We start from the raw sequence: 26,741 nt of genomic DNA on the forward strand, positions 1-26,741 counted from the left end.
AATAATGGCTAAAGACAACAACCCAAATCCTAATAAATTTAGAATAAGTCCATGGTTAGTATACACTGCCATTTTGCTTATTTTCTTATTTATCAGCTTTGTAACTGGCAGTTCCAGCTTACAAGAGCCGGCTCAATTAAAGTCCTCTAACATTGACAATATGTTAGCCAAAGGGCAAATTAAAAATGTTATTATTTTTAACAACAAAGATGCTGAAATTTACCTTTCGGATGCAGGATTAAAAGATCCGGCAAATAAAAGCGTAGCTAAAGATATCTTTGACAGACCAAACAAAGGACCACATTACACCACAAAATTTGGTGATTTAAAATCTTTTCAGGAAAAATTAGATCAGGCAAAAGCCGAGAAAAAATTAGTTGATTACGATTTTAAAGAAGCAAGCAACTGGTCTGACATCCTTATCAGTTTACTTCCTGTAATTATCATCATTGGAGTTTGGATTTTTATAATGCGTAAAATGTCAGGTGGTGGCGCTGGTGGTGGCGGACAAATTTTCAACATCGGAAAATCAAAAGCAAGACTTTTTGACGAAAAAAACGATGTAAAAACTACTTTTAAAGATGTTGCCGGATTAGAAGGTGCTAAAGAAGAAATCCAGGAAATTGTTGAATTTCTTAAAAACCCTGAAAAATTCACTAATCTTGGAGGTAAAATACCAAAAGGTGCTTTACTTGTAGGGCCTCCGGGAACAGGAAAAACATTGTTGGCTAAAGCTGTAGCCGGTGAAGCTCAGGTACCATTTTTCTCTTTATCAGGTTCTGATTTTGTCGAAATGTTTGTTGGTGTTGGTGCTTCGAGAGTACGTGATTTATTCAAGCAAGCTAAAGAAAAATCGCCAGCCATTATTTTCATTGACGAAATTGACGCTGTAGGTAGAGCTCGTGGAAAAAACAACATGTCAGGCGGAAACGACGAAAGAGAAAACACTTTGAACCAATTGCTAACCGAAATGGATGGTTTTGGCAGTAAAACCAATGTGATTGTCTTAGCAGCAACCAATAGAGCCGATGTACTAGACAAAGCTTTAATGCGTGCAGGTCGTTTTGACAGACAAATTTATGTAGACTTACCGGACGTTCGTGAACGTGCCGAAATTTTTCAGGTACATCTTGCTCCTTTGAAAAAAGTAGAAGGCTTAGATCTTGACTTTTTAGCAAAACAAACTCCAGGTTTTTCAGGAGCTGATATTGCTAACGTATGTAACGAAGCGGCGTTAATTGCTGCACGTAACAATAAAACCGCTGTTGACAAACAAGATTTCCTTGATGCTGTTGACAGAATTGTAGGTGGATTAGAAAAGAAAAATAAAATCATCACTGCTGAAGAGAAGAAAGCAATCGCTATTCACGAAGCAGGTCACGCCACTGTGAGCTGGATGTTAGAGCACGCTGCACCATTAATCAAAGTAACTATTGTTCCTCGTGGGCAGAGTTTAGGAGCTGCATGGTATTTACCGGAAGAACGTCAAATTGTACGTCCTGACCAAATGCTGGACGAAATGTGCGCTACTATGGGAGGAAGAGCTGCTGAAAAAGTAACTTTCAACCGTATTTCGACCGGTGCTTTAAGCGATTTAGAAAAAGTGACTAAACAAGCTCGCGCTATGGTTACTATCTATGGTTTGAATGACAAAATAGGAAACGTTACTTATTATGATTCATCAGGACAAAGCGAATATAGTTTCTCAAAACCGTATTCTGATGAGACCGCAAAAATCATAGATAGCGAAATATCAGCACTTATCGAAAGTCAATACGAAAGAGCGATTCAAATCTTAGAAGAAAACAAAGATAAATTAAATCAGCTTGCTGATATTCTTATCGAAAAAGAAGTAATTTTTAAAGACGATTTAGAAGCTATTTTTGGAAAAAGAAGCTTTGACAAAAATTTAGAAGAAGTAGTCTCTTAATTAAGTACTTAGTATAAATTATTTAAAATCTTAATTCAAAACAGCGTTTTGAATTAAGATTTTTTTATCTTTGAACGGTTACTAACACTATATTAAGTCACCTACAAAATATGAGTCTTTTTAGAAAACTTTTTGGATCTAGTATTTCGGCATCAGATGAGGAAAAAGAAACTCAGGAAAACAACTTCTTTCCTGAAAACAATAATATATCTGTAGACGAGCGATTTATCTTCAATTTTAAAAAAAATGGAGGTAAATTTTTATACTGTGAAAATGCTCAGGAAGTAAAAGACCAATTTGAAAACATACTCGAAGAAAATGACTGGTTTGAGAGCGAAGTACTTTGCTACGACTCCAACTTATTTGGATTATTAGACGAAAATAAACTAAGTTACAATAAACCATCAAATCCTAAATTCCTTTTATCGAGTTGTGAAAATTTAATTGCCGAAGAAGGTTCTATACTTTTTTCGTCAAAACAAATCAAACAACACAAGCCAAACGAACTACCAACCGACATTGTAGTTCTGGCAACAACAAGCCAAATCCTTGCCATGAAAAGCGACGGATTGAGCGCTATAAAAAAGAAATACGAACGAGATTACCCTACCAATATTACAGCTATTAAATATTTTGAAAAAGCAAAAGAAGAAGACTTTACCCAATATGGAAGTTCGGCTAAAAATCTTTATTTATTGCTTTTAGAAGATCTTTAAAATGAATGAAACTTTAAAAAGATCAATATCGGGTGCTATTTATATCCTTTTATTGATAGCTTCTATATTATTTTCGACCGAAAGTTTTTTTATACTTTTTGGTATATTTTTAATTATTGCCATTTACGAGTTTTGTAATCTTACACAAGTCAACAAAATACTACCATTAATTGCCGGAACTTTATTGTATTGCACCATAACATTAATTAGTCATTACAATAAAATAACTGCCGCCACAATTAGCGAATATCTAGGGACAAATATTGAAATCACAGTCAATATTCAGCAGCTCAACATTATATTATTAGCAGTTACATTAGTTGTTTCGGTAAAATGTATTCTTTTCCTTTTTTATGATAATGTTCAAAAAATAAGTACTTCGTCTAAATATCTTTATTTAGTGGGATACATTATATTACCGTTTGTATTTATAACTAAGATTTCTTTCGGAATAAAAGATTATAACCCAAAAATCATTCTTGGATTATTCATTTTAATTTGGACCAATGATTCCTTCGCATACATTGTTGGAAAATCCATTGGAAAAAACAAATTATTCGAACGCATATCTCCTAAAAAAACTATTGAAGGATTCTTAGGAGGATTAGTTTTTGCTGTTTTTGCAGGTTATTTAATCTCTAAATATTACATAAAAGCAAAACCTGAATTTAGTCAACAATCCATATTAATTTGGACATCAATCGCTGCTATTGTTGGTATATTTGGCACCATTGGCGATTTGATAGAATCTAAATTCAAACGAATTGCCGGCGTAAAAGACAGCGGAAATATTATGCCCGGACACGGAGGTGTACTAGATAGACTAGATAGTGTTATATTTGTAGCGCCATTTATATTTTTATTTTACCAAATTTTAAATTATGTTTCATAAAGAAGGAGCCCCATCAATTTCATTAGGTATAGTATTTACTGTTGCTGTACTATTACTTGCTGATAAATTTATCGATATCTATTGGTTGCAAAAATCGGTTCAAATCTTTGGCCTTTTAGTTTTAATCATCATTTTACAATTCTTTAGAAATCCTAAAAGAAAAGTAACTATCAACGAAAATCAAATCATTGCTCCAGTTGATGGAAAAGTAGTGGTTATTGAAGAAGTTTACGAAGGTGAATATTTTAAAGACAAACGTTTACAGGTTTCTATCTTCATGTCGCCTATCAATGTTCACGTAACTCGATATGCTATGAACGGAATTATTAAGTTTAGTAAATACCATCCCGGTAAATTTTTAGTAGCCTGGCATCCAAAAGCAAGCGAAGAAAATGAAAGAACCACTGTGGTGATTGAAAACAATACTTTTGGTGCTATTTTATACCGTCAGATTGCCGGAGCTTTAGCACGCCGAATTGTAAATTATGCACAGGAAGGAATGCAGGTAGTACAGGGAACTGATGCCGGATTTATTAAATTTGGCTCAAGAGTAGATTTATTTTTACCTTTAGGAACTCCAATAAATGTAGTATTGAATCAAAAAGCAATTGGAGGAAAAACAATTATTGCAACAAAAGATAATGACTAAAAAAGATTTAGAGACTCGATTTAATGAAGCTGTCGAAAAAGCTTCACAAATGACTCAGGCATCTTTACCACAAGATGTTCAACTACGTCTTTATGCTTTTTATAAGCAGGCAACTATTGGCACCATGGAAATTAGACAAACTTCTAATTTTCACTTAAGAGATGCTTTTAAAACCAATGCCTGGATGCAAATTAGCCATATTTCTGCCGATGAAGCTAAAGAAAGTTATATTGAAATTATTAATTCTCTCGAAAAATAATAGCATCACAATGAAAAGATTATTTTTTACAATTACAAACTTGCTGCTTTTCGTTTTTTTAACTTCATGCAATAACAAAAAACTTACTGAAGTCGTAGAAGTTCCGCTTCCATCGGCTCAGGAAAAAATAACTATTGGTTTCCCTGACGATGTAAAAGCCGATCCGGGATCTTTTTTAGTAGAAAAATTACCTTATCCTTATGATGCCTTAGCACCGGCTATTTCTCCTTTAACTCTGGAAATGCATTATTCTAAGCATTATTTAACTTATACTAATAACTTAAATAAAGCAATTGCCGGGACCGAATATGAAAATTTGTCTATTGAAGAAATATTAAAAAAATTAAATATTAACGACACCGAATTAAGAAACAATGCCGGTGGTTATTACAATCATTCCCTTTACTGGAAATCGATGGCTCCCAACGCCGGCGGAACTCCTACAGACACCATTGCGTCTGTAATTACCAGAGATTTTGGTTCGTTTGAAGATTTTAAAACCGCTTTTAAAGCCGAAGCTAATAATCAATTTGGTTCTGCTTGGGTTTGGTTAATTGTTGACAGAGCAGGAAAACTTCAAATCACTAATTCACAAGATCAGGATAATCCATTAATGCGAAATGCAGCTGTTCCAGGAACTCCTATTTTAGCTTTAGATCTTTGGGAACATTCTTATTATTTAGGATACCAATACCGAAGAGGTAATTATATTGATGCTTTTTTTAATGTAATCAATTGGGCAAAAGTCAATGAAAATTATGAAAATACGTTTATTAAGAAGCGTTATTAAACTCTTTATACAAACAATTACAAAAGCTGATGCATTACTTTAAGTAGACATCAGCTTTTTTTATGCAATCAAAAATCATGATTACAAAAAGCGACTTTTCTAAATCATAAATAAATAGTAATATTTATTAGGATTGTTTCCTTTTTCATAAATTTGGCAAAAATATACACCCTTGAATAAATTACTTATTTTCATCTGTTTTAGTCTGTTTTTAATTACTTCGATAAAAGTAAATGCACAAAAAACACCTAAAAAAATAATTATTGAACATTCTGATTTCGCTGATGTAAATCAAGCTGAAATGCCCGATGCTTTTTTACTTACAGGAAACGTAGTAGTAAATCATGATGGTGTGGTACTTACCTGTAATAAAGCTTATTTCTTCCAAAAAGAAAACTACATTAAAGCTTTTGGAAACGTACAATTAGTTCAAGGAGATACACTCTATTTGAATAGTAAATATGCTGAATACAACGGAAATGTAAAAAAAGCATTTGCCACTGGTGATGCCGTAATGACTTCTCCGGATGCAACTCTTTCGACAGATACCATCAATTTTGACCGAAACGTTCAGGAAGTTTTTTATAATACTAAAGGAACTATAGTCAACAAAGAAAACACTTTAGTTAGTAAATCTGGAAGGTATTATGTTGCTCAAAAAAAATTCCAGTTTTTAACCGAAGTTGTTGTTACTAATCCTAAATATGTCATGAAATCCAATCATTTGGATTATTACAGCAATTCGGGACATTCCTATCTTTTTGGACCATCAACAATAACGAGTGCGGCCAATTTTATTTATACCGAAAAAGGATTTTATGATTCCAAGAAAAACCTGTCTCATTTTCTCAAACGATCCTATATAAAATACGACAACCGACTCATAGAAGGCGACAGTTTGTATTATGATCGAAATAAAGAATTTGCTTCAGCAACACGAAATGTAAAAATTACGGATTCGATTAATCAGGGAATTGTAAAAGGTCATTATGCCGAAGTTTTCCAGAAAAAAGATTCGATGTATGTAACTAAAAGAGCCGTTGCTGTCAATTTTGTAGATAATGATTCTGTGTATATTCATGGAAAAAAACTCATGGTAACAGGAAAAGAAGGTGATCGAATTATTCGCGCTTTTAATAATGTTCGCTTTTACAAAACCGACATGAGCGGAAAATGCGATTCTATTCATTCGAGTTCTAAAATTGCATTAACAAAACTAATTGGAAATCCTATTTTATGGAATGGCGAAAGCCAGATTACGGGCGATATTATGCATCTTATAGGCGATAATAAAACTAAAAAACTGGATTCACTGAAAGTCCTCGGTAATACTTTTATTATTTCAAAAGATACCCTCGGAACAGGTTATAATCAAATTAAAGGTTTAAATCTCTTTGGTAAATTCAAAGAAGGAAAACTCCACGATGTTGATATTGTAAAAAATGCCGAAGTAATTTATTACATGCGAAATGACGATCATGAGCTCATTGGTATTAATAAAAACGTAAGCAGTAAAATCAATATTCTTTTTGACCAAAATACAATCGAAACCATTACTTTTTTTCAGCAGGTTGACGGAGATATTTTCCCTGAAGACGAACTTGACGAACATGATCGAAAATTTAGAGGATTCAAATGGCGTGGCGATGAAAGAATTAAATCGAAAGACGATATTTTCCCTGAAGAAGAAAATATTTATCACGACAAGATGATTGAGGAAACTAAAAAAGACGATGCAAAAGAAAATGTCCCGATGAAAGTGAGAAAAGAAACACTTGATTACGATAAAAAGAAGAAGAAAAAATAGTAATCAGTGGTCAATTTTTAGTGGTCAGTCAACTTCAATAAAAAAACTTCGTAAACTTTGCGAAATGCTTTGCAGACTTTGCGGTAAATAAAAAAAAGTGAACAACGATTTCATAAAATATCAGGCACAAACTTCTCCCTATCCTTTAGGTATGGAAGTTTCGCATGCGATAGGTTCTTATATCTACGATACCAACAATAAAAAATACCTGGATTTTGTAGCAGGAGTTTCGGCTTGTACGCTAGGTCATCAGCATCCAAGAGTAAATCAGGCTATTAAAGACCAATTAGACAAATATTCGCACGTAATGGTTTATGGTGAATATTCACAAAGTCCGGCGGTAGAATATTGCAAGCTAATGGCCTCACTCCTTCCCGCTCCTTTAGATAAAACTTATTTGGTCAATTCAGGAACCGAAGCCATTGAAGGTTCGCTAAAACTAGCTAAAAGAGTAACCGGCAGAAGCCAATTGATTTCCTGCCATAATGCGTATCACGGAAACACCATGGGTTCTATGAGCGTAATGGGATTTGAAGAACGCAAACAGGCTTTTAGACCATTGCTTCCGGATGTAGAATTTATCACTTTCAATAACGAAGCCGATTTAGAAAAAATCACCACTAAAACAGCCGGAATTTTATTAGAAACTATTCAGGGTGGAGCAGGATTTATTCAGCCTCATAATGATTTTCTAAAAAAAGTACGTGCACGTTGTACTGAAGTTGGAGCGATAATGATTCTGGACGAAATCCAACCGGGTTTTGGACGAACAGGAACTTTATTTGGTTTCCAGAATTATGATGTAGTTCCTGATATTGTTGCCATGGGAAAAGGTATGGGCGGCGGAATGCCTGTAGGTGCTTTTACAGCTTCATCCGCTATGATGGATTTATTGACTGAAAATCCAAAATTAGGACATATCACTACCTTTGGCGGACATCCTGTCATTGCGGCAGCTTGTTTGGCTACTTTAAAAGAAATAACCGAAACCAACCTGATGAACGAAGCTTTAGAAAAAGAAAAGCTTTTCAGATCACTTTTGGTACATCCTTTGATACAGGATATTAGAGGAAAAGGATTGATGCTGGCCGCAATGACTGCAGATGCTGAAATCACGAATGAAGTTATTTTAAGATGTCAGGACAAAGGACTTATATTATTCTGGCTACTCTTTGAAGGATGTGCCATCAGAATTACGCCTCCTTTAACCATTTCTAACGAAGAAATACGTGAAGGATGTGCCATAATACTAGAAGTAATGGACGAAGTAATGACTTTATCAAAAAAATAAATACAACACTACAATTAACCAAGCCCCTTTGTTAATTAAATTGTTCACAATAATTCATTTTTTTCTTCAAAAATAACACTAAGGATGCCTAACTTTAAGGTAGGCCAAATTCTAAACACAGAAAGTATGCAACTAAGCAACGAAGAAGAAGATTATAACTTATCTCTATCCAAATTTGAGTCTATGTTGAAAACCAACAAAGTACTCTTTTTTGACTCTGAAGAATTTGAAGAAATCATACTTCATTATCTTGATACAGGTAAGGCCGCTTTAGCGAAAAAAGCGCTTAAACTAGCACTAGAACAACATCCAAAGTCTACGGGCTTAAAACTGGTACAAGTTGAAATGCTGGTTTATGATGATAAACTGGATATAGCTGAGAAGTTACTTAACGAGCTATATGCCATTGAGCCCAATAATGAAGAAATTTATATTCAAAAGGCAAACATTTACTCTAAAAGAGACCAACATGAAAAAGCCGTTGAATTACTAAAAATTGCTTTACAATACACCGATGATTATGCCGATGTGTATAATTTAATAGGAATGGAATATCTTTTTATGGACAATCTCGAATTAGCCAAAGAAAGTTTTATTAAATGCTTAGAAGAAGATATCGAAGACCAGTCTGCCTTATACAATGTAGTATATTGCTATGAGTTTTTAGATCAAAATGAACAAGCAATCATTTACTTAGATAACTATATCGAAAAAAATCCATATAGTGAAATCGCCTGGCACCAAAAAGGAAGATTACACTATGGCTTAAAAGATTATGAAAATGCCATTCGTGCTTTTGATTATGCCACGCTTATTGACGAAGAATTCTTAGGTGCTTTTATGGAAAAAGCTAAAGCCTTAGAGCGTTTAGGTAAATATGATGAAGCCATTGAAAGTTACAGCAGAACCATCGAATTAGACGATGCCACTTCGTATGCTTTGCTTCGAATAGGAAAATGTCATGAAAAATTAGGTAATAAAGTATTAGCGCTTAAATTTTACAACGAAACCGTACATGAAGATCCGCTTTTAGACAAAGGATGGATTGCTATTACTGATTTCTATTTGCGTGAGCAAAACTTTCAAAAAGCCTTATTTTATGTAAATAAAGCGCTTGCAATAGATAATCAAAATCGTTTGTACTGGAAAAGATATGCCACGATTAATAAACAAATGAACTTTTTTGAAGAAGCCGAATTTGGTTTTAGAAAAGCAGTAGAATTTGGAGATACTGAACTCGACACCTGGTTATTCTGGGTTGATATTTTACAGTTCCTTGGCGAATTTGAAAGTGCTATTCACACTTTATTGCAAGCAGCAGAATATTTCCCGGAAGCAAATGAAATCGAGTATCGTTTAGCAGGACTTTATTTTATGATACAAGATACCAGAAAAGCTAAATTTCATCTAAGCAATGCGCTTCGATTAAATTTTGACAATTATATCTTAATCGAAGATTTATTTCCTGTAGTCTGGACAAATAAAATGGTGCAAAATTATATCGAAAAACATAAAAAACAATAATGACACAAAATTCTAAAAAGCGCTTCGGGTTACTGGGGCGCAATATCAGTTATTCCTTTTCAAAAGGACACTTTACAACTAAATTCGAAAAAGAAAAATACCAAGGTTACACTTACGAAAATTTTGATATTCAGGAAATTAATGTATTTCCTGAAATTATTCAAAATACTGAGTATTTAAAAGGATTAAATGTTACTATTCCGTATAAGGAAGATGTGATTCCTTTTTTAGATAAATTATCAAAAAAGGCAAAAAAAATTGGTGCTGTAAACACTATTAAAATTACCAAAAAAGGAAAATTAAAAGGCTACAATACTGATTATTTCGGCTTTCTAAAATCATTAAAACCTTTATTGAAATCACACCATAAAAAAGCCTTGATTTTAGGAACAGGCGGTGCTTCAAAAGGAGTTGCATTTGCTTTAGAAGAATTAGGTATCGAATATCAATTTGTTTCCCGAAATGCTTCCGAAAAAGCTATTGATTACAGTCAGTTAAATTCGGATGTTTTTAAGGAATACCAAATTATCATTAATTCGACGCCAATAGGAACAAGTCCAAATATAACCTCTTGTCCTGATATTCCTTATGAATTATTTACAGAACAGCATATTGCTTACGATTTAATTTACAATCCGGCAGAAACGCAGTTCTTAAAAAATGCAAAAGAACGAGGCGCACAAATAAAAAACGGTTTAGATATGCTTATTTTTCAGGCCGAAAAAGCTTGGGAAATTTGGAACAAATAACAACTTTGTAATCAGCTTAAATCACGGATTCCTTCAAAAAGAATCCGTGATTTTTTTATACTATAAAATTCTAAAAATGAAAAAAATCAGGAAATATATCTTGCCCATAATAACACTATTTGCATTTATTCCAAATCTTTTTGCCGATGTAACACTGCCTAAAATTTTAGGACACAATATGGTTTTGCAGCAAAACAAACAAGTAGCAATATGGGGAACAGCTGCGCCAAAAGAAAAAATATCAGTTTCTTTTGCCGGACAAAATAAAACCACAATTGCTGATAATACAGGAAAATGGTCGATAAACTTAAATCCGATGAAGGCTTCATTCTCTGCACGCGAAATGATCATCAAAGGAAAAAATACAATTGTATTAAAAAATATCTTAGTAGGCGAAGTTTGGTTATGCTCTGGTCAGTCAAATATGGAATTTGCCTTACGTAAATACAGCAAATACGATTCTTTAGCAAAAGGAAAAAGACCTCCGGTAAATGATTTAAAAACGGCTAACAATCCTAATATTCGTATTTTTCTTGATCGTCGAAAATACATGTCGCCAAGTCCTGAACATCTGGGTTGGGATGAAGCTATCGGTAGATCTCTGGTTGATTTTTCTGCTGTAGGTTATTATTTTGCCAAAGATTTGTACACTAAACTGAATGTTCCTATTGGAATAATTTCAGCAGCAGTTCCAGGCAGCCGTATAGAACCCTGGATTCAATCTGAAAAACTACAAATAGAGCCTAAATTAAAAAATGGAAAAATACTTGATAAGCTAAGCAATGATGACGGCGACGCAGGTAAATTTTACGACACCATGATTCAGCCACTAATTCCATTTACGCTTAAAGGTTTTTTATGGTATCAGGGAGAGTCTAATTGCTTTTTGGGCGAAAACATTCGATATGCTTATAAATTAAAAACACTTATAGAAAGTTGGCGTAATGACTGGCAAGACAAGAAAATGCCTTTTTATTTGGTTCAAATTGCACCTTACAATTATTCGGCTTCCAAAGACAGACCATTGAGTTCCGAAACACTTCCTGAATTTTGGGAATCACAATCACTCGTACTAAAATTAAAAAATACGGCTTTAATTTCAATTACTGATTTGGTCGAAAGCACAACCGAATTACATCCTGTAAACAAATGGGAAATTGGTAAACGTTTAAGCTTACTCGCAACAAATAAAACTTATAATCAAACAAATGTCATTTATTCCGGACCAGTTTACCAAAATATGAAAATTGTAAACAATACCATTGAAGTTACATTTTCTAATACAGGAAGCGGACTTGCAAGCCGAGATGAAAAACCGCTTACTCATTTTACTATAGCTGGTACCGATGGGAAATTTGTACCTGCTAAAGCAGAAATAAAAGATAATAAAGTAATTATTTCTTCAACAAAAGTACAACATCCTTATAATGTTCGTTTTGGATGGAATGAAGCAGCACAATCTAATTTCATCAATAACGAAGGACTTCCTGCTGTTCCCTTTAGAACAGATAATCCGTGGAAAAAGCTTTTTAAATAAAATAGCTCTTAAATTAAAAAACCCCATTTTGATATTTAATATTGAAATGGGATTTTTTAAAATCTAGAAGCTCAAAATTAATTAACTGAACTTAAAACATTTTCCTGATACACAACTCCGTCATAACAAGCGTTGTAAATTTCTTTTAATTCATCAACAGTTGGTTTTCTAGGATTGAAACCAGTACATGGATCTAAAAACGCATTGTTTGCAATAAAATCAAGATTTTTATCCCAATCTTCACGCGAAATTCCGAAATCTTTAATTGCTGACTGATTGTTTACTTCAGTTCTTAAAGTTTCTATAGCTTGTGCTAAATCTTCGGCTGTTTCTTTTCCGATTACTTTTGCCAAATCTGGAAAACGATTACTTTCTTTTGCATTAAAACGAATCACATTTGGTAAAAAGATTGCGTTAGATGCTCCATGAGGAATTCCGTATAATGCTCCTACCTGATGTGATAATGAGTGAACAATTCCTAACCATGCATTATTAAAAGCAAGTCCTGCCATAAAAGAAGCATCATGCATATTTTGACGTGCCTGAATATTTGACGGATTTTGTACCGCTTCTTTTAGATTATTAAAAACAATTTCCAATCCTCCTTTAGACAATACATCTGCATAATTATTTTCAATATTAGAAACATAAGCTTCTACGCAATGTGTCAAAGCATCCAATCCTGTATTTGATGTTACGTGAGCTGGCATAGATGCACAAATCTCACCATCAACAATTGCGATATCCGGTGTAAGTTCATAAGAAACAATTGGATATTTCACTCCTTTTTCACGATCTGTAATAACTGCTAAACCAGTAGTTTCTGTACCTGTTCCGCTTGTAGATGGAATAGCAATAAATTTAGCTTTATTACGTAAAACCGGTACATTAAACGGTTTGATCATGGCTTCGAAATCGGCATCCGGATATTCGTAAAAAACCCACATCATTTTTGCCGCATCAATAGCTGAGCATCCACCCAAACCAATAATCCAGTCAGGTTGAAAGCTTTTCATTAATTCCGCCCCTTTAAAACAAGTAGCCGATGACGGATCTTCTTCTACTCCTTCAAAAATTTTAGTTTCTATTCCAGCTTCTTTAAGATAAGCTGCTGCTTTATCCAACGATCCGCTGTTTTTCATTGAACTTCCGCCTGTAACGATTACAGCTTTGCTCCCTTTAATATTTTTTAATTCCTCAAGACTTCCTGCGCCATGAAAAACTTCTCCTGCAATAAATAATTTACTCATTTTATACTCTATTTTTATGTTTAAATACAGTACAAAAGTATTTCAGTCATTACGGACAATGTTATACAATCGGGTCTATTTGATATAAATTTGAGCCAGTTCCTTTTGAAGTTCCGTAGGCGTTTCGTCCAGTTTACTTTTAACAAATTTATTAAGAGCCGAAGGCGAACTAAATCCAAGTTCGAGGGAAATCTGTTTATGAGAAAGATCAGAAAACAATAGTAATCTTTTAATTTCCTGAAGAATACGGTTATGAATAGCATTACTAACGGTTTCTCCGCAATGTTTTTTAGTAATACTATTTAGTTTTTTAGAAGTAACTGCTAAATTGGAAGCATAATATTGAACTGTCTTTTCATTCTTGTAGCGTTCGTTAAGCATTTTTTTGAAACGAATATAAAGCACTTTATCACTTTCATGTTGAAAAACAGGATGCTGGCCGTGAACAGATTCTATTAATCCCAAAAGCAAAATTTTGATATAAAATCTTCCCTGTTCTTTACGAATAAGACTTGGATCTGAATAAATATTTTCAATAAATGAAGCCGTAGCTTTTACATGTTGAAATTCCGACGGAGACAAAAATAGACACTTCAAATGTGTCGAAAGATTGACATTATAAGACAATAATTCGTTTTTTAAAATATCCGAACAAAAGAGTATTTCTTCAAATAAAATTATTTTACCAGAAAGTTCAGAAGATAAAAATGAAACAGACGAAATCTGCTCTGGAAATATCATAGAAATTTTACCCGTTTTAAGATGTAAAATTTCTTCTTCTAAATGAACCTTAACCTCTCCAGATTCAATAATTAAGATACAAAAATGATCTTTTTTATGAGGCTCTAAATAATTTTGCAAATGCTCATGGGTGAGATCATAAACACGAAAAGAAAGACTTTGATCTTCTTTTTTTTGAATAATTTGTTTGATTTCAAGCCTTTTCAAATTGATGCAGTTTTCGTTTTATAATTTCAGTATTTCTATGGTACTAAAAACAAAAAAGCCACTCAATTGAGTGGCTTTTGTGATCCCAGAAGGATTCGAACCTTCGACCTACGCATTAGAAGTGCGTTGCTCTATCCAGCTGAGCTATGGAACCATAATATTTTTTACAAAAAAATATTAAAAAAAGTCGGGGTGGCAGGATTCGAACCTGCGGCCTCCTGCTCCCAAAGCAGGCGCGATAACCGGGCTACGCTACACCCCGAAGACAAAGTATTAAGCGGAGAGACAGGGACTCGAACCCTGGCGACGGTTACCCGTCGACAGATTAGCAATCTGCTCCATTACCGCTCTGGCACCTCTCCAAGCTCAAAGAACGTGTCTTGTTTTGCGGTTGCAAATGTAACACATCATCTCATTTCTCACAACTATTTTTGCAGTTTTTTTTATTATTTTTTTCACTTAATTCAAAAAACACTAACAATCAAACACATAGATTCAAATAAAATTAAAACTATTTTTAGACAAAGAGAATCAACAACTGAAAATATAAATTTTGTACAAAAAAGAGTAAATTTGCTACACCTATACAATCCAAATAGTATTTAAGTCATGAACAAAAAAGTAGTTATCGTTTCTGCCGCAAGAACTCCAATAGGAAGTTTTATGGGCGGTTTATCTAGTGTTTCAGCTCCTCAACTTGGCGCAACAGCCATCAAAGGTGCTTTAAATAAAATAAACTTAGATCCTGCTCTGGTTGACGAAGTACTTATGGGTAATGTAATTCAGGCTGGTGCGGGACAAGCTCCTGCGCGTCAGGCAGCACTTTTTGCAGGATTAAATAATCTTGTTTCGTGTACTACTGTAAATAAAGTCTGTGCTTCCGGAATGAAGGCCGTAATGATGGCGGCTCAGGCAATACAATCTGATGATGCCGAAGTGGTAATTGCTGGCGGTATGGAAAATATGAGTTTGATTCCGCATTATACCAATTTGAGAAACGGAACTAAATTTGGCCCAACTACTCTTATCGACGGAATGCAAAAAGACGGATTAACTGATGCTTATGACAATCAGGCGATGGGTGTGTATGCTGATCTTTGCGCTACGGAATACAACATTAGCCGAGAAGAACAAGATAATTATGCTATTGAATCTTACAATCGTTCTGCTCAAGCCTGGGCATCCGGTAAATTTGATGCTGAAGTTGTTCCTGTAGAAGTTCCACAAAGACGTGGCGAACCAATTATAATTGCTAAAGACGAGGAATTTGCCAATGTCAAACTAGACAAAATTCCAAGTTTGAATGCTGTTTTTACAAAAGACGGAACCGTAACTGCTGCTAATGCTTCAACAATAAATGATGGTGCCGCAGCTTTAATTGTAATGTCGGAAGAAAAAGCACTTGAGTTAGGATTAAAACCTTTAGCTTACATAAAAGGCTATGCCGATGCTGCACAAGAACCAAAATGGTTTACTACAAGTCCGGCAAAAGCCTTACCTAAAGCCTTAGCCAAAGCTGGAATAACAATAGATGATGTTGATTTTTTCGAATTTAACGAAGCTTTCTCTGTTGTAGGTTTGGCTAATATCAAAATCCTTGATTTAGATAGTAACAAAGTAAATGTAAACGGAGGCGCCGTTTCCTTAGGACATCCTCTGGGATGTTCTGGTGCCAGAATCTTAGTAAGTTTACTTCATATTTTAGAACAAAATAATGCCAAAATTGGAGCTGCAGCTATTTGTAATGGTGGTGGTGGCGCTTCGGCAATTGTTATTGAAAGAATCTAAAAAAATAAAATTAATGTTCGGAATTTGTAATCTAGCCATCATCCCTCTTCGATTTGAAGCAAGTGATAAAAGTGAAATTGTCTCTCAGGTTTTATTTGGAGAACATTTTGAAATCCTTGAAAAATTCAAACAATGGTCCCGTATTAAGCTACAATACGATGGTTACGAAGGTTGGGTAGATTCTAAACAATATCAGGAAATATCCAAGACTAATTTCGAACAATTATCTAAAGAAACACTTATATTAAATTCAGATTTAATCGAATATATCACTACATCTTCTAATTTGTTAATCCCTATTCCGTTGGGTTCTTCTTTATCTTTTTTAAATAATAGCGAAATCAACACTCAAAATTACGAATTCGAAGGCACAAAAGTAAACGGAACTAAAGACAAAAAAAACATTATCAATACTGCCTATTTATATTTAAATGCGCCTTATTTATGGGGCGGAAAAACACCTTTTGGAGTCGATTGTTCTGGTTTTACTCAAATGGTTTATAAGCTTAACGGATACAAACTTTTAAGAGATGCTTCGCAACAGGCTACACAAGGCGAAGCTTTAAGTTTTATTGAAGAAAGTGAACCTGGGGATTTGGCTTTTTTTGATAATGATGAAGGAAATATTATCCACGTGGGCATCATTATGGAAAACAACTACATCATTCACGCCAGTGGTAAAGTACGAATAGACCGTATCGATCATTTAGGAATTTTTAATCCTGAAACCAATAAACATACACACAAACTAAGAGTGATAAAAAAGATAATTTAAAAAATTTGACATTTTAATTGGCATTTGATATTGTCATTGAAAACCTATTTACACTCCCATTTTTCATTGGCAACCTTATCCTTTAAAGCTGATTGTAAATTGTAATGCCACCATTCTGAATCAAGTGCTTTAAAGCCATTTTTAAGCATAATTCTTTTAAGCAATTTACGATTGTTTTTTACATCTTTAGATAATTTATCATATTTATGACTGGCTTCGATCCCAAAAAAATCAAATCCAGTTCCCATATCCAGTTCCTTTCCATCTTTATCAACCAGCGTAATATCAACCGCTCCTCCCCGATTATGAATCGAACCTTTAGCAGGATTCGCAACATAACTAGGATTTGAAACAATCTCCCACATCTTTTTTTGAATATCTAACGGACGATAACAATCAAATAATTTAATTCGGAAACCTTTTTTTACAAAAACATTATTAGCCTCAATAAGCGCTTTTACAGTTTTTAGCCTCAAATAACATTCGGCGCAATCATAGACTTTGGCTTTCAAAAAATTATCCTCAGTTGCATATTTCATATCATAAATAAAATCAGCACTATAGTCTTTCAAATTCACAAAAGTAGTATCATCAATTGTAGTAATTTTATTTTCTTTTACAACTGAATTTTGCGATTTACAAGATAAAAATACCGCTAAAAATAAAACAAGCATTATCGTTTTTAAAGAAGAAATCATTGGCAGAATTTTGAATTAATGAGGATCGAAAAACAAATGTACAAAAATATAAAAGGGCATTTCTAAATTGATTTTATCTAATTTTGGCACTTTTTCGAAAACATATCCTGCTACCATAATTCATGAAAACCCTATTATTTACCTTTTTTCTCTTTTTTCCAACATTAATTTTCAGTCAAGTCAAACTCCTTTCCTGGAATATCGAAAACTTAGGAAAATCAAAAACAAATGAAGAAATTTCGTTTATTGCCGAAACCATCAAAAACCACGATATTATTGCTATACAGGAAGTCGTAGCAGGTTTTGGCGGACCACAAGCAGTAGCAAAATTGGCTGAGGAATTAAATCGAAAAGGCAATAAATGGGATTATAGTATTAGCGAACCAACATCCAGCAGCGCTTATAAAACCGAGCGTTATGCTTTTATCTGGAAAACTTCAAGTGTGAAAAAAATTGGAGACGCCTGGCTCGAAAAAAAGTACCATTTAGAAATTGACAGAGAACCTTATTTTGGCACTTTCGAATATAAAAACAAACAATTTACAGTAGTAAATTTTCATGCCATCACAAAAAACAAACAGCCTGAAACAGAAATCAAGTATTTTAAATTTTTACCTGCTGAATATCCGACATTGAACTTAATTTTTGCTGGTGATTTTAATTGTCCCCAATCACACAATGTTTTTAATCCTTTGAAAAAAACGGGTTATAAATCAGCTTTTGTGAATCAAAAAACTTCTTTAAAGAAAACGCAAGTCAACAATGAAGTGCTGGCTTCTGAATTTGACAACATCTTTTATTTGTCTTCAAAAGTAAATGTTTCTAATGCCGAAGCACTACATTTTTATAAAAAGTTTCCAACTCTCGAAAAAGCCAGAGAAATATCCGATCATATTCCTATTGCAATTACTTTTTCGATGAATTAAGAGCTGATGCGTTAAAAAAAGTCTTTTTATACTATTTTCATTCGGCTATTAAATTTAAAAATGTATTTTTATTTTTTGTTACTTAAAAAGTGACTTTTACATCACCAATAAAATTAAAAACAACATTAAAATGATTGTAGATTCATTACAAAATGCCGCAAAATATTATAGCTTACATCCTGCTTTTGAAAAGGCATTTCAATTTTTAAATGAAAACGAATTAGCAAATTTAGCTGATGGCGTAACCCAATACTCTGACGATTTAAAGATTATTGTTAACTCTGGAAACGGAAATTCAAAAGAGCAAAGTTTAGCTCATTTTGAGTGTCATGATAAAAATATTGATATTCAGGTTTGTGTAGCCGGGCCAGAAACGTATGCGTGGAAACCAAGAGAAAAATGTGTTAGTCCAAATGGTGAATACAATGAGGAGAAAGATGTTCGTTTTTTCTTCGATCAGCCTGATATGTTTTTTGAATTAAATCCGGGACAATTTACAATCTTATTTCCTGAAGATGCACACGCTGCCATGATTAGCAACGGAAAAATCAAAAAAATCATTATCAAGGTTAAAATATAAATTAGCTATTGAATCAAACAAAAACTACTTTTCGAAGTAGTTTTTTCTTTTTACAAAACATCGATTCTTCATTTATTTGGCTTCAAAAAACTATCTTTTTTGAAGCCAAATGATTATCGGTACATATTTTGTGAGACATTCTTACTTAAAATATCCCAATAACTGAAAATTGTAGCGGAATTTAGGAAAGATTTTATTCCAAAAAATAATTACTACATTTGAAGTTATTGCCTTTAAACCCAACCAAAATGCACAAAAATAGGACATTTTTTATTTTCAGCTTTCTTTTGTTTTTTCAATTCATAACAGCACAAAAACCTCAAAAACCAAATGCTGTCGAAATTTACAATCAAATTCAGAAATTAAATTTCCTTGGAAGTGTCCTTTACGTTGCTGCTCATCCTGATGATGAAAACACACGATTAATTTCATATTATTCGAATGAAAAAAGAGCCAGAACTGCTTATTTATCTTTAACCCGTGGTGATGGGGGGCAAAATTTAATTGGTTCAGAATTAAGAGAATTATTAGGTGTTATTCGAACTCAGGAACTGATTGAAGCCCGAAAAATTGATGGCGGAGAACAGTTTTTTTCCCGAGCAAATGATTTTGGTTTTTCTAAAAATCCAGATGAAACTTTCGAAATTTGGAACAGAGAAAAAGTACTCGCTGATTTGATTTGGACCATTCGAAAATTCCAACCCGATGTAATTATCAATCGTTTTGATCATCGTTCGCCAGGAACAACTCACGGACATCACACAGCTTCGGCAATTTTAAGTGTAGAAAGTTTTAATTTATCGAATAATCCTAAGCGTTTTCCTGAGCAATTAAAATGGTACAATCCGTGGCAGGCAAAACGTATTTTCTTTAATCCTTCGGTGTGGTATTATGGCAATCAGGAAAAATTTGATGCTGCAGATAAGTCAAAATTCATTACGCTGGAAACAGGCGTTTATTATCCCGAATTAGGAAAATCAAATCAGGAAATAGCTGCTTTAAGCCGAAGCAGTCATAAATCACAAGGTTTTGGAAGTACTGGAACACGTGGTAAAGAAACCGAATATTTAGAACTAATTAAAGGACAAAAATTAAATAGTAAGAGTGATATTTTTGATGGAATTGACACCAGCTGGAATCGTGTAAAAGGCGGAAAACCAATTGGTGAATTGATTAGCGAAATTGCTTCCAAATTTAATTTTGCGCATCCATCGGCTTCTATTCCTGATTTGCTAAAAGCGTACGAAATGATTCAAAAACTTGATGATGATCATTGGAAATCAATAAAATTAAACGAAGTTAAAAATACTATCGCTAACTGTGCCGGATTATACCTAGAAGCCGTTGCTATAGAACAGCAAGCTACTCCGGGAAGCATTATTCGATTAAAAGTGGAAGCGATTAACAGAAGCCCAATTGTTATGGAATTAGTTAGTATTACTAGTTTTCCTGATCAAAAAATCACCGAAATCAACCAATATTTAGACAACAATACTTTAGAAAATAAAACCATCAATATAGAATTGCCGGAAGATTTAGAATACAGTCAGCCGTATTGGTTACAAGAAAAAGCTTCTGTTGGAATGTATCAGGTTAGCAATCAGGAAAACATTGGAATTCCTGATATTATAAGAGATACTAAACTACAATTTAACATCAAAATCAATGAAATTGTGATTCCTTATGAACGAACAGTTGTTTACAAACATACTGATAAAGTTAAAGGAGAAATGTACAGTTATCTTGATATTATTCCTGAAGTAAGTACTAAAATTTTAGATCAGATTTCTTTTTTTAATGATGGTAAAACGCAGAAAATTGCCGTTCTGGTAAAAGCAGGAAAAGATAATATTAGCGGTACCGTACAATTAGAATTAACTGAAAACTGGACAGTTGCACCAGCAACAATTGATTTTAGTTTAGAAAAAAAAGACAGCGAAAAAATTGTCTATTTTGATGTTACACCGCCTAATGAAGCTTCAGAAATAATTGCAAAAAGCATTGTATCAATCAACAATAAAAAACAGGATAAAGAGCAGATTATCATTAATTATGATCACATTTCGAAACAACAAATTTTACTTCCGTCAGAAGCTAAATTTAAAAAATTAGATTTAAAAATTACCAATGAACGAATAGGTTACATCATGGGAGCTGGTGACGAAGTTCCTGACTGCTTAAAACAAATGGGATATTCTGTTAAACTTATTAAAGAACACGAAATTAACTCCAGATATTTAGCTAATTTTGATGTTATTATTACCGGAATTAGAGCTTATAATACATTGCCTAATTTAAAAAACAGACAGCATATACTATTAGAATTTGTAAAAAGAGGAAAAACTTTGATTGTACAATACAACACGCCAGACCGAACAATTCCGGCAAATATTGCACCTTATCCGTTAACATTATCGAGTGATCGTGTGACTGATGAAAACGCTGCAGTTGAATTTTTGGCTCCAAATCATCCTGTTTTGAATTATCCTAATGTAATTACAAATAAAGATTTTAAAGGCTGGACACAAGAACAGGGTTTGTATTATCCTAATCAATATGATACTGCTTTTACTCCTATTTTGTCTTCTAATGATAAAGGAGAAACACCAAAAACAGGCGCATTATTAGTCGCTCCTTATGGAACCGGACAATATATTTACACTGGTTTAAGTTTGTTTAGAGAATTACCAATGGGAGTTTCCGGAGCTTATCGATTAATAGCAAACATGATTGCATTAAAAACAACAGAAACCGAAACCATTGAAACACAAAAATAAAAGTCGATTATGGGACTAATGAAAGGAAAAAACTGGAAAGCAAATTACACCTGGGTACTTGTTGCCAATGCCATTTATATCATGGTTTTTTATTTAATAATGAAATTATACTCTTAAACCATGCAATTATTTGACTGGATTGTACTTATAATCACTTTACTTTTTATCGTAATTTATGGTACCTGGAAAACGAAAGGAAGTAAAAATGTAGAAGATTTTATTCTGGGTAGTAATGAAACGCCCTGGCATACTGTAGGACTTTCGGTAATGGCAACTCAGGCCAGTGCCATTACTTTTCTTTCTACTCCCGGACAGGCCTATCATGACGGAATGGGATTTGTGCAATTCTATTTTGGACTCCCAATAGCCATGATTGTCATTTGCCTCACTTTTATTCCAATATATCATAAATACAAAGTTTTTACAGCTTATGAATATCTTGAAAAACGTTTTGACTTAAAAACACGTTCACTGGCTGCGATTCTTTTTTTGTTCCAGAGAGGTCTTGGAACAGGATTAACCATTTATGCTCCGGCAATTATTTTATCGGCATTATTGGGTTGGAATCTAACCTATATGAACATTATAATCGGAATTCTGGTTATTTTTTATACAGTTTCAGGAGGTACTAAAGCCGTTAACGTTACTCAGAAACAGCAAATGTTTGTCATCATGTCGGGGATGTTTATTACCTTTTTTCTAATTCTGCATTTTCTTCCCAATGATATGACTTTTAGTAATGCACTCCATATTGCTGGTGCCAATGGAAAAATGAATATCGTTGATTTTTCTACTGATCCTGAAGAAAAATATACTCTTTGGAGCGGAATAACAGGTGGTTTTTTTCTGGCTTTAGCCTATTTTGGAACCGATCAATCGCAGGTAGGCCGATATTTATCAGGAAAATCGGTTCGTGAAAGTCAGATGGGATTAATCATGAATGGACTTTTAAAAGTTCCGATGCAATTTTTTATTTTATTGACAGGAGTTATGGTTTTTGTTTTTTTCCAATTCAATCCAGTTCCGTTGAATTTTAATCCTAACAATAAACTAACTATTGAAAAATCAAAATATAAGGACGAATATCATGCATTAGAGAAAAAGTTAGAAACGCTTTCAGAAGATAAAAAAGTTATCAATCTTTTATATATCGATCAGCTGAATCAGGATTATGACAATCCTATTCTCAGAAAAGAATTAGTTGCCATTTCGACCAAAGAAAAAGACCTAAGAGATCATGCCAAAGAAATTATCTTAAAAGCCGATAATGACAGTGAAACTAATGATAAAGATTATGTTTTCTTTCATTTCATTTTGAATTACTTACCCAAAGGTTTGATTGGTTTATTGCTGGCTGTGATTATTTCGGCAGCTATGTCATCAACCGCTTCCGGACTTAATGCATTGGCTTCTACCACGGCAATTGATATTTATAAACGAAATTTAAAAGAAGAAAAAACAGAAAAACATTATCTAAATGCTACTAAGTTTTTTACTTTCTTCTGGGGGATTGTAGCCATTCTTTTTGCCTGTATTGGAACATTATTCGAAAACTTAATCCAGTTAGTCAACATCATTGGGTCTATATTTTACGGAACTGTTTTAGGTATTTTCTTAGTTGGATTCTATATAAAATTCATTAAAGCCAAAGCTATTTTTTACAGTGCTTTTATTACGCAATTAACTATTTTTATTATTTATTATTTTTCTAACTTTATTTATCCAAGCGGAGAAGAAAAATTAGGTTATTTATGGCTGAATTTCATCGGAGCTTTGATGACTATTATTCTTTCGGCTTTACTTCAGGCAACTATTTTCAAGAATGAAAAAAATACAACAATGCTTTTAGAAGAATGATTATATAGAAATATAAAACAATTCACATACAAAAGCCTCTACTACTATAGAGGCTTACTTATTTAAAAACTTTAAACAAATATAATGAAGGGATTTATTAAAATCACAGATACAGGAGAGCAGGAATACTATATCAATATTGACTATATTATACAATTTACAACTACTAATGAAAATCAAGAAGGAAACACAATCATTGATATAAAATATGGAGAAAGAGTTGCTACAATACAAACAAATTGTACAACTGAAGAAGTATTACTCATGATAGCTTCGTCAAATAAATAGCGAATCGAAATTTAGTAAAAGCCAATGCCTCTAAAGTCGATTTTAGAATTAACTACAACTACACCATCGCCCCTCAAAAACCAAATTAAAAAAAGCACAATTTGCTCTTGAAGAACTAAAAGGCTTGCTTTATAAACATGGTATTGTTGTGGAGTAAATTAGTTTTCAAAATATTTTTTTGTAAGAATATTTTAACATATTTGAAAACAAATAATACGCATTAATAATTAATAAAACTTGCGCATAACATGCCGTTTTGGAACAAAACATGTCAAATTTATGCGTGTATAAACTAGTTAGGCGCAACCATAAAAGCAACTTATGATAACAACAGAAAGATTAGAACAACTAATTGATAAAGGTCAAGCAGTCTTAAGAACGCACGTTCCAAATCCTCCAAATATGATTGGCTTTACTACTTTAAACGGTGGGCAATTTACAGCATGGCAAACTCAGACATTAAGTTATTTACAATCAAATCTTTCTTCAGAAAACCAATATATTCTTTCTTTCAGAGCCAATGTAAAAAGAGGTTATACTAGTGATGTCAACAAAGGAATTGGAATATTACGATCATTAATCGAAGATATTAATTTAGGTCTTTTTGAAAATAATACTGTTGAAGAAAATTTTAATCCTACTAATTCTTTGCTAACTATTCTCGAGAGATTTCATTTAGTAGTCAGACAACTTCGGAACCGATATGATTCAAGAAACACTCTTGACGTTAACGATGAGTATGATGTTCAAAACTTACTACATTCTCTTTTAATTCTCCACTTTGATGATATACGAGCTGAAGAATGGACTCCAAGTTATGCGGGTAAAAGTAGTAGAATGGATTTTTTATTAAAAGATTATAAAATTATAATCGAGGTAAAAAAAACTAGAAGTAATCTAAGAGCTAAAGAAGTTGGTTCGCAACTAATTGAAGATATTGCGAGATATAAAACTCATCCAGATTGTGAAACTTTAATATGCTTTGTTTATGATCCTGAAGGTTTAGTTGGAAATCCTAGAGGATTAGAAAATGACCTAAGTAGTGATGATAATAATTTAAGAGTTAGAGTGTATATTCGACCTTAATGGCAGCGCCTAACAGCGGTTTTGCGCCATTGCTGAATTTGTTGCAAAAGTTCATTTTTATTTCTTAATTTAGTTTTTGTGTAGCCGAGCGAACTCAGTTTCAATTTCCGCAGCGGACGCAAAGCCACAGGACGTTACAAACAACCATAAGTAATATATAATCTTCAAAAAATCTCAACAATATAAACTCCGCAGCTGCGGAGTTTTATTTTTTACGCCACTCAAATCCCATAAATACTCATATAGTCCGTCAAGTCCGCAATCTAAGGCGATAAGCAAGTTGGAATTTGTAAAATATTCGAACTAAATTACATAGACCACCAAAGAAATTGCAAAAGTGCTTGAGCATTTTCAAACTGTCGTTGAGGAAATTGCAGAAGCCTTTGAGGAAGTTACAAAAGTACTTGAGGATTATCAAACTACCGTTGAGGAAATTACAAAAGCCTTAGAACATTGAGGAAATGTCTTTGAGGAAATTGCAACAGAAGCATAGGAAACTGCATATAATACCATTTATATTTAAAAACTATTCTTATTATCTATTAGAATTGATGAACGTTATTAGTTTTTACACAGAGATAAGCAAAGCTAACACAGAGATTCACGAAGATTAAATTAACTTAGCGAATCTCTGTTTGATTTCCTCTGTGAATCTCTGTAAAATATAAATAAATTAAAAAATCCCATCTCGTTCACAAAAAAACGAGGTGGGATTTTCCATTTATAAAAGACTGGAAATATTACCTACTCCATTCTTCAATACTAGCTTTATTCATTTCGACATATTCCTTATTTCCTGCTGCTTCCGAAGCCGAAATTGACCATTTAGCTGTTTCGATAGCACCTTTTTTATCTCCTTCTTTTGCCTGAATTAATGATTTTAATCTTAGGTAATAAAACGGAACATTCTTAGACATTTCGACTGCTTTATCAATATATGATCTTCCTTTTGCTATATCACCATTCGACTGATAATAATACTGAGCTGCAGAATAATATTCTTCCGGTGTAGGTCCTGCTAATGTTTTTTCGATACTTGCTATAGCTATTTTTTTAGTAGGTACTTCAAATTTTAAAGACACATATGAGTTCTCCCATAAAATATCTAAAGTAGCCGAACTAGTATCTAAATTATTAATGGCTAAAGTAAAAGTTTCTACCGGTCTTGTTAAAGTTTCTTCTTTAACTGTAGTTTTCAAAGCTACTTTTGACTCATCAAAATCCTTAGGTGTTCCCCAATTATCAGTTGTAGTATAAAATAATACTTCCCATTTTTGAATATTCGGAATAGTATAAATGGCATACTTTCCTTTTTTTAAAGTCTTTCCGTCAATAACAACATCATCACCAAAAGTAATTATCGAATTATCATTGGCACCTGTTCTCCATAATTGACCAAAAGGAACTAAATTACCTAAAACTGATCTTCCTCTTGCCGAAGGACGTGAATACACAATTTCAACATCAGTTAAACCAACCACCTGTTTTACAACAGCTTTCGGACTCGTTTCAGGAAGTCTCACCTGAGCTTCTACAGCAAAATGAGAAATAATTAGGAACAGTACAATATATAATCTTTTCATAATTCGGTATTTTTTAAATTCAAATTTACAATTTCTAGGCA

General features: G+C 33.2%; 23 protein-coding genes and 3 tRNA genes. 19 read left to right on the forward strand and 7 right to left on the reverse strand.

What is annotated here, in order from left to right:
* The first annotated feature begins 4 nt into the window (after positions 1-4).
* The 11 genes from ftsH to FEM21_RS06875 all read left to right on the forward strand — a co-directional run bounded on the left by ftsH (position 5) and on the right by FEM21_RS06875 (position 12,144).
* The gene (gene ftsH / locus FEM21_RS06825) at positions 5-1,930 is read left to right on the forward strand and encodes an ATP-dependent zinc metalloprotease FtsH (RefSeq protein WP_035659085.1); all 1,926 of its coding nucleotides are present in this window, start codon (positions 5-7) and stop codon (positions 1,928-1,930) included.
* 110 nt (positions 1,931-2,040) lie between these two features.
* Positions 2,041-2,646 carry a lactate utilization protein B/C gene (locus FEM21_RS06830; protein ID WP_035659087.1) on the forward strand — a complete coding sequence of 202 codons (606 nt, stop codon included), beginning with the start codon at positions 2,041-2,043 and terminating at the stop codon, positions 2,644-2,646.
* Between the two features lies 1 nt (position 2,647).
* A complete protein-coding gene (locus FEM21_RS06835; protein WP_035659088.1) occupies positions 2,648-3,538 on the forward strand; it encodes a phosphatidate cytidylyltransferase in 891 nt (296 codons plus the stop codon).
* Complete coding sequence (locus tag FEM21_RS06840) at positions 3,528-4,187, forward strand: phosphatidylserine decarboxylase family protein (RefSeq protein ID WP_035659090.1); 660 nt, start codon at positions 3,528-3,530, stop codon at positions 4,185-4,187. Before FEM21_RS06835 ends, FEM21_RS06840 begins: the two co-directional genes overlap by 11 nt.
* Positions 4,180-4,446 (forward strand): acyl-CoA-binding protein, encoded by a 267-nt coding sequence (locus FEM21_RS06845; protein WP_035659092.1) that lies wholly within the window; start codon positions 4,180-4,182, stop codon positions 4,444-4,446. Before FEM21_RS06840 ends, FEM21_RS06845 begins: the two co-directional genes overlap by 8 nt.
* Before the next feature lie 10 nt (positions 4,447-4,456).
* Positions 4,457-5,236: a superoxide dismutase gene (locus FEM21_RS06850; protein WP_035659093.1), complete on the forward strand. Its 780-nt coding sequence runs from the start codon at positions 4,457-4,459 to the stop codon at positions 5,234-5,236.
* Positions 5,237-5,408: 172 nt separating this feature from the next.
* Positions 5,409-7,043 (forward strand): OstA-like protein, encoded by a 1,635-nt coding sequence (locus FEM21_RS06855; RefSeq protein ID WP_051627524.1) that lies wholly within the window; start codon positions 5,409-5,411, stop codon positions 7,041-7,043.
* 97 nt (positions 7,044-7,140) lie between these two features.
* On the forward strand, positions 7,141-8,334 hold the full coding sequence (locus FEM21_RS06860) for an aspartate aminotransferase family protein (protein ID WP_035659094.1): 1,194 nt from the start codon (positions 7,141-7,143) through the stop codon (positions 8,332-8,334).
* A gap of 126 nt (positions 8,335-8,460) precedes the next feature.
* Positions 8,461-9,858 (forward strand): tetratricopeptide repeat protein, encoded by a 1,398-nt coding sequence (locus FEM21_RS06865; protein WP_035659162.1) that lies wholly within the window; start codon positions 8,461-8,463, stop codon positions 9,856-9,858.
* Positions 9,858-10,607 carry a shikimate dehydrogenase family protein gene (locus FEM21_RS06870; protein WP_035659096.1) on the forward strand — a complete coding sequence of 250 codons (750 nt, stop codon included), beginning with the start codon at positions 9,858-9,860 and terminating at the stop codon, positions 10,605-10,607. Before FEM21_RS06865 ends, FEM21_RS06870 begins: the two co-directional genes overlap by 1 nt.
* A gap of 76 nt (positions 10,608-10,683) precedes the next feature.
* Positions 10,684-12,144, forward strand: a complete 1,461-nt coding sequence (locus tag FEM21_RS06875) for a sialate O-acetylesterase (RefSeq protein ID WP_081824660.1) — start codon at positions 10,684-10,686, stop codon at positions 12,142-12,144.
* A gap of 77 nt (positions 12,145-12,221) precedes the next feature.
* Here FEM21_RS06875 and FEM21_RS06880 read toward each other — a convergent pair whose 3' ends face one another.
* The 5 genes from FEM21_RS06880 to FEM21_RS06900 all read right to left on the reverse strand — a co-directional run bounded on the left by FEM21_RS06880 (position 12,222) and on the right by FEM21_RS06900 (position 14,704).
* Positions 12,222-13,394 carry an iron-containing alcohol dehydrogenase gene (locus FEM21_RS06880; RefSeq protein WP_051627525.1) on the reverse strand — a complete coding sequence of 391 codons (1,173 nt, stop codon included), beginning with the start codon at positions 13,392-13,394 and terminating at the stop codon, positions 12,222-12,224.
* Positions 13,395-13,469: 75 nt separating this feature from the next.
* Positions 13,470-14,342, reverse strand: a complete 873-nt coding sequence (locus FEM21_RS06885; protein WP_236353562.1) for an AraC family transcriptional regulator — start codon at positions 14,340-14,342, stop codon at positions 13,470-13,472.
* Between the two features lie 80 nt (positions 14,343-14,422).
* Positions 14,423-14,496, reverse strand: a tRNA-Arg gene (locus FEM21_RS06890).
* 33 nt (positions 14,497-14,529) lie between these two features.
* Positions 14,530-14,604: transfer RNA gene (locus FEM21_RS06895), tRNA-Pro, on the reverse strand.
* Positions 14,605-14,620: 16 nt separating this feature from the next.
* Positions 14,621-14,704, reverse strand: a tRNA-Ser gene (locus FEM21_RS06900).
* A 247-nt stretch (positions 14,705-14,951) separates the two neighbouring features.
* Here FEM21_RS06900 and FEM21_RS06905 point away from each other — a divergent pair.
* Together FEM21_RS06905 and FEM21_RS06910 are read left to right on the forward strand one after the other, a co-directional pair.
* Positions 14,952-16,130, forward strand: a complete 1,179-nt coding sequence (locus FEM21_RS06905) for an acetyl-CoA C-acyltransferase (RefSeq protein WP_035659098.1) — start codon at positions 14,952-14,954, stop codon at positions 16,128-16,130.
* A gap of 13 nt (positions 16,131-16,143) precedes the next feature.
* Positions 16,144-16,905, forward strand: coding sequence for a C40 family peptidase (locus tag FEM21_RS06910; RefSeq protein WP_035659167.1), 762 nt, complete (start codon positions 16,144-16,146; stop codon positions 16,903-16,905).
* 44 nt (positions 16,906-16,949) lie between these two features.
* On the opposite strand, the gene FEM21_RS06915 is transcribed toward FEM21_RS06910, so the two are convergent.
* Positions 16,950-17,603, reverse strand: a complete 654-nt coding sequence (locus FEM21_RS06915) for a M15 family metallopeptidase (RefSeq protein WP_035659099.1) — start codon at positions 17,601-17,603, stop codon at positions 16,950-16,952.
* A 122-nt stretch (positions 17,604-17,725) separates the two neighbouring features.
* On the opposite strand from FEM21_RS06915, the gene FEM21_RS06920 reads away from it, so the two are divergent.
* The 6 genes from FEM21_RS06920 (at position 17,726) to FEM21_RS06945 (ending at position 25,117) form a co-directional block, all read left to right on the forward strand.
* Positions 17,726-18,529, forward strand: a complete 804-nt coding sequence (locus tag FEM21_RS06920) for an endonuclease/exonuclease/phosphatase family protein (RefSeq protein WP_035659100.1) — start codon at positions 17,726-17,728, stop codon at positions 18,527-18,529.
* A gap of 130 nt (positions 18,530-18,659) precedes the next feature.
* Positions 18,660-19,109 (forward strand): YhcH/YjgK/YiaL family protein, encoded by a 450-nt coding sequence (locus tag FEM21_RS06925; RefSeq protein ID WP_035659102.1) that lies wholly within the window; start codon positions 18,660-18,662, stop codon positions 19,107-19,109.
* 248 nt (positions 19,110-19,357) lie between these two features.
* Positions 19,358-21,886: a PIG-L family deacetylase gene (locus tag FEM21_RS06930; protein WP_035659103.1), complete on the forward strand. Its 2,529-nt coding sequence runs from the start codon at positions 19,358-19,360 to the stop codon at positions 21,884-21,886.
* A gap of 120 nt (positions 21,887-22,006) precedes the next feature.
* Positions 22,007-23,743 (forward strand): sodium:solute symporter family transporter, encoded by a 1,737-nt coding sequence (locus tag FEM21_RS06935; protein WP_035659105.1) that lies wholly within the window; start codon positions 22,007-22,009, stop codon positions 23,741-23,743.
* 84 nt (positions 23,744-23,827) lie between these two features.
* Positions 23,828-24,031, forward strand: coding sequence for a hypothetical protein (locus tag FEM21_RS06940; RefSeq protein WP_035659107.1), 204 nt, complete (start codon positions 23,828-23,830; stop codon positions 24,029-24,031).
* A 321-nt stretch (positions 24,032-24,352) separates the two neighbouring features.
* Complete coding sequence (locus FEM21_RS06945) at positions 24,353-25,117, forward strand: PD-(D/E)XK nuclease domain-containing protein (protein WP_035659108.1); 765 nt, start codon at positions 24,353-24,355, stop codon at positions 25,115-25,117.
* Positions 25,118-25,857: 740 nt separating this feature from the next.
* Here FEM21_RS06945 and FEM21_RS06950 read toward each other — a convergent pair.
* Positions 25,858-26,700, reverse strand: a complete 843-nt coding sequence (locus FEM21_RS06950) for a DUF2911 domain-containing protein (RefSeq protein ID WP_035659110.1) — start codon at positions 26,698-26,700, stop codon at positions 25,858-25,860.
* Positions 26,701-26,741: the final 41 nt, after the last annotated feature.

Source organism: Flavobacterium seoulense (assembly GCF_000695795.1).
Lineage (GTDB): Bacteria > Bacteroidota > Bacteroidia > Flavobacteriales > Flavobacteriaceae > Flavobacterium > Flavobacterium seoulense.

Excerpts from the sequence above, each read along its gene's own strand:
- FEM21_RS06840 (WP_035659090.1), top strand. The coding sequence starts at position 3,528 with ATGTTTCATAAAGAAGGAGCCCCATCAATTTCATTAGGTATAGTATTT.
- FEM21_RS06915 (WP_035659099.1), bottom strand. The coding sequence starts at position 17,603 with ATGATTTCTTCTTTAAAAACGATAATGCTTGTTTTATTTTTAGCGGTA.
- FEM21_RS06935 (WP_035659105.1), top strand. The coding sequence starts at position 22,007 with ATGCAATTATTTGACTGGATTGTACTTATAATCACTTTACTTTTTATC.
- FEM21_RS06940 (WP_035659107.1), top strand. The coding sequence starts at position 23,828 with ATGAAGGGATTTATTAAAATCACAGATACAGGAGAGCAGGAATACTAT.
- FEM21_RS06920 (WP_035659100.1), top strand. The coding sequence starts at position 17,726 with ATGAAAACCCTATTATTTACCTTTTTTCTCTTTTTTCCAACATTAATT.
- FEM21_RS06850 (WP_035659093.1), top strand. The coding sequence starts at position 4,457 with ATGAAAAGATTATTTTTTACAATTACAAACTTGCTGCTTTTCGTTTTT.
- ftsH (WP_035659085.1), top strand. The coding sequence starts at position 5 with ATGGCTAAAGACAACAACCCAAATCCTAATAAATTTAGAATAAGTCCA.
- FEM21_RS06835 (WP_035659088.1), top strand. The coding sequence starts at position 2,648 with ATGAATGAAACTTTAAAAAGATCAATATCGGGTGCTATTTATATCCTT.
- FEM21_RS06880 (WP_051627525.1), bottom strand. The coding sequence starts at position 13,394 with ATGAGTAAATTATTTATTGCAGGAGAAGTTTTTCATGGCGCAGGAAGT.
- FEM21_RS06905 (WP_035659098.1), top strand. The coding sequence starts at position 14,952 with ATGAACAAAAAAGTAGTTATCGTTTCTGCCGCAAGAACTCCAATAGGA.
- FEM21_RS06930 (WP_035659103.1), top strand. The coding sequence starts at position 19,358 with ATGCACAAAAATAGGACATTTTTTATTTTCAGCTTTCTTTTGTTTTTT.
- FEM21_RS06865 (WP_035659162.1), top strand. The coding sequence starts at position 8,461 with ATGCAACTAAGCAACGAAGAAGAAGATTATAACTTATCTCTATCCAAA.
- FEM21_RS06870 (WP_035659096.1), top strand. The coding sequence starts at position 9,858 with ATGACACAAAATTCTAAAAAGCGCTTCGGGTTACTGGGGCGCAATATC.
- FEM21_RS06910 (WP_035659167.1), top strand. The coding sequence starts at position 16,144 with ATGTTCGGAATTTGTAATCTAGCCATCATCCCTCTTCGATTTGAAGCA.
- FEM21_RS06845 (WP_035659092.1), top strand. The coding sequence starts at position 4,180 with ATGACTAAAAAAGATTTAGAGACTCGATTTAATGAAGCTGTCGAAAAA.
- FEM21_RS06945 (WP_035659108.1), top strand. The coding sequence starts at position 24,353 with ATGATAACAACAGAAAGATTAGAACAACTAATTGATAAAGGTCAAGCA.
- FEM21_RS06830 (WP_035659087.1), top strand. The coding sequence starts at position 2,041 with ATGAGTCTTTTTAGAAAACTTTTTGGATCTAGTATTTCGGCATCAGAT.
- FEM21_RS06925 (WP_035659102.1), top strand. The coding sequence starts at position 18,660 with ATGATTGTAGATTCATTACAAAATGCCGCAAAATATTATAGCTTACAT.
- FEM21_RS06875 (WP_081824660.1), top strand. The coding sequence starts at position 10,684 with ATGAAAAAAATCAGGAAATATATCTTGCCCATAATAACACTATTTGCA.
- FEM21_RS06950 (WP_035659110.1), bottom strand. The coding sequence starts at position 26,700 with ATGAAAAGATTATATATTGTACTGTTCCTAATTATTTCTCATTTTGCT.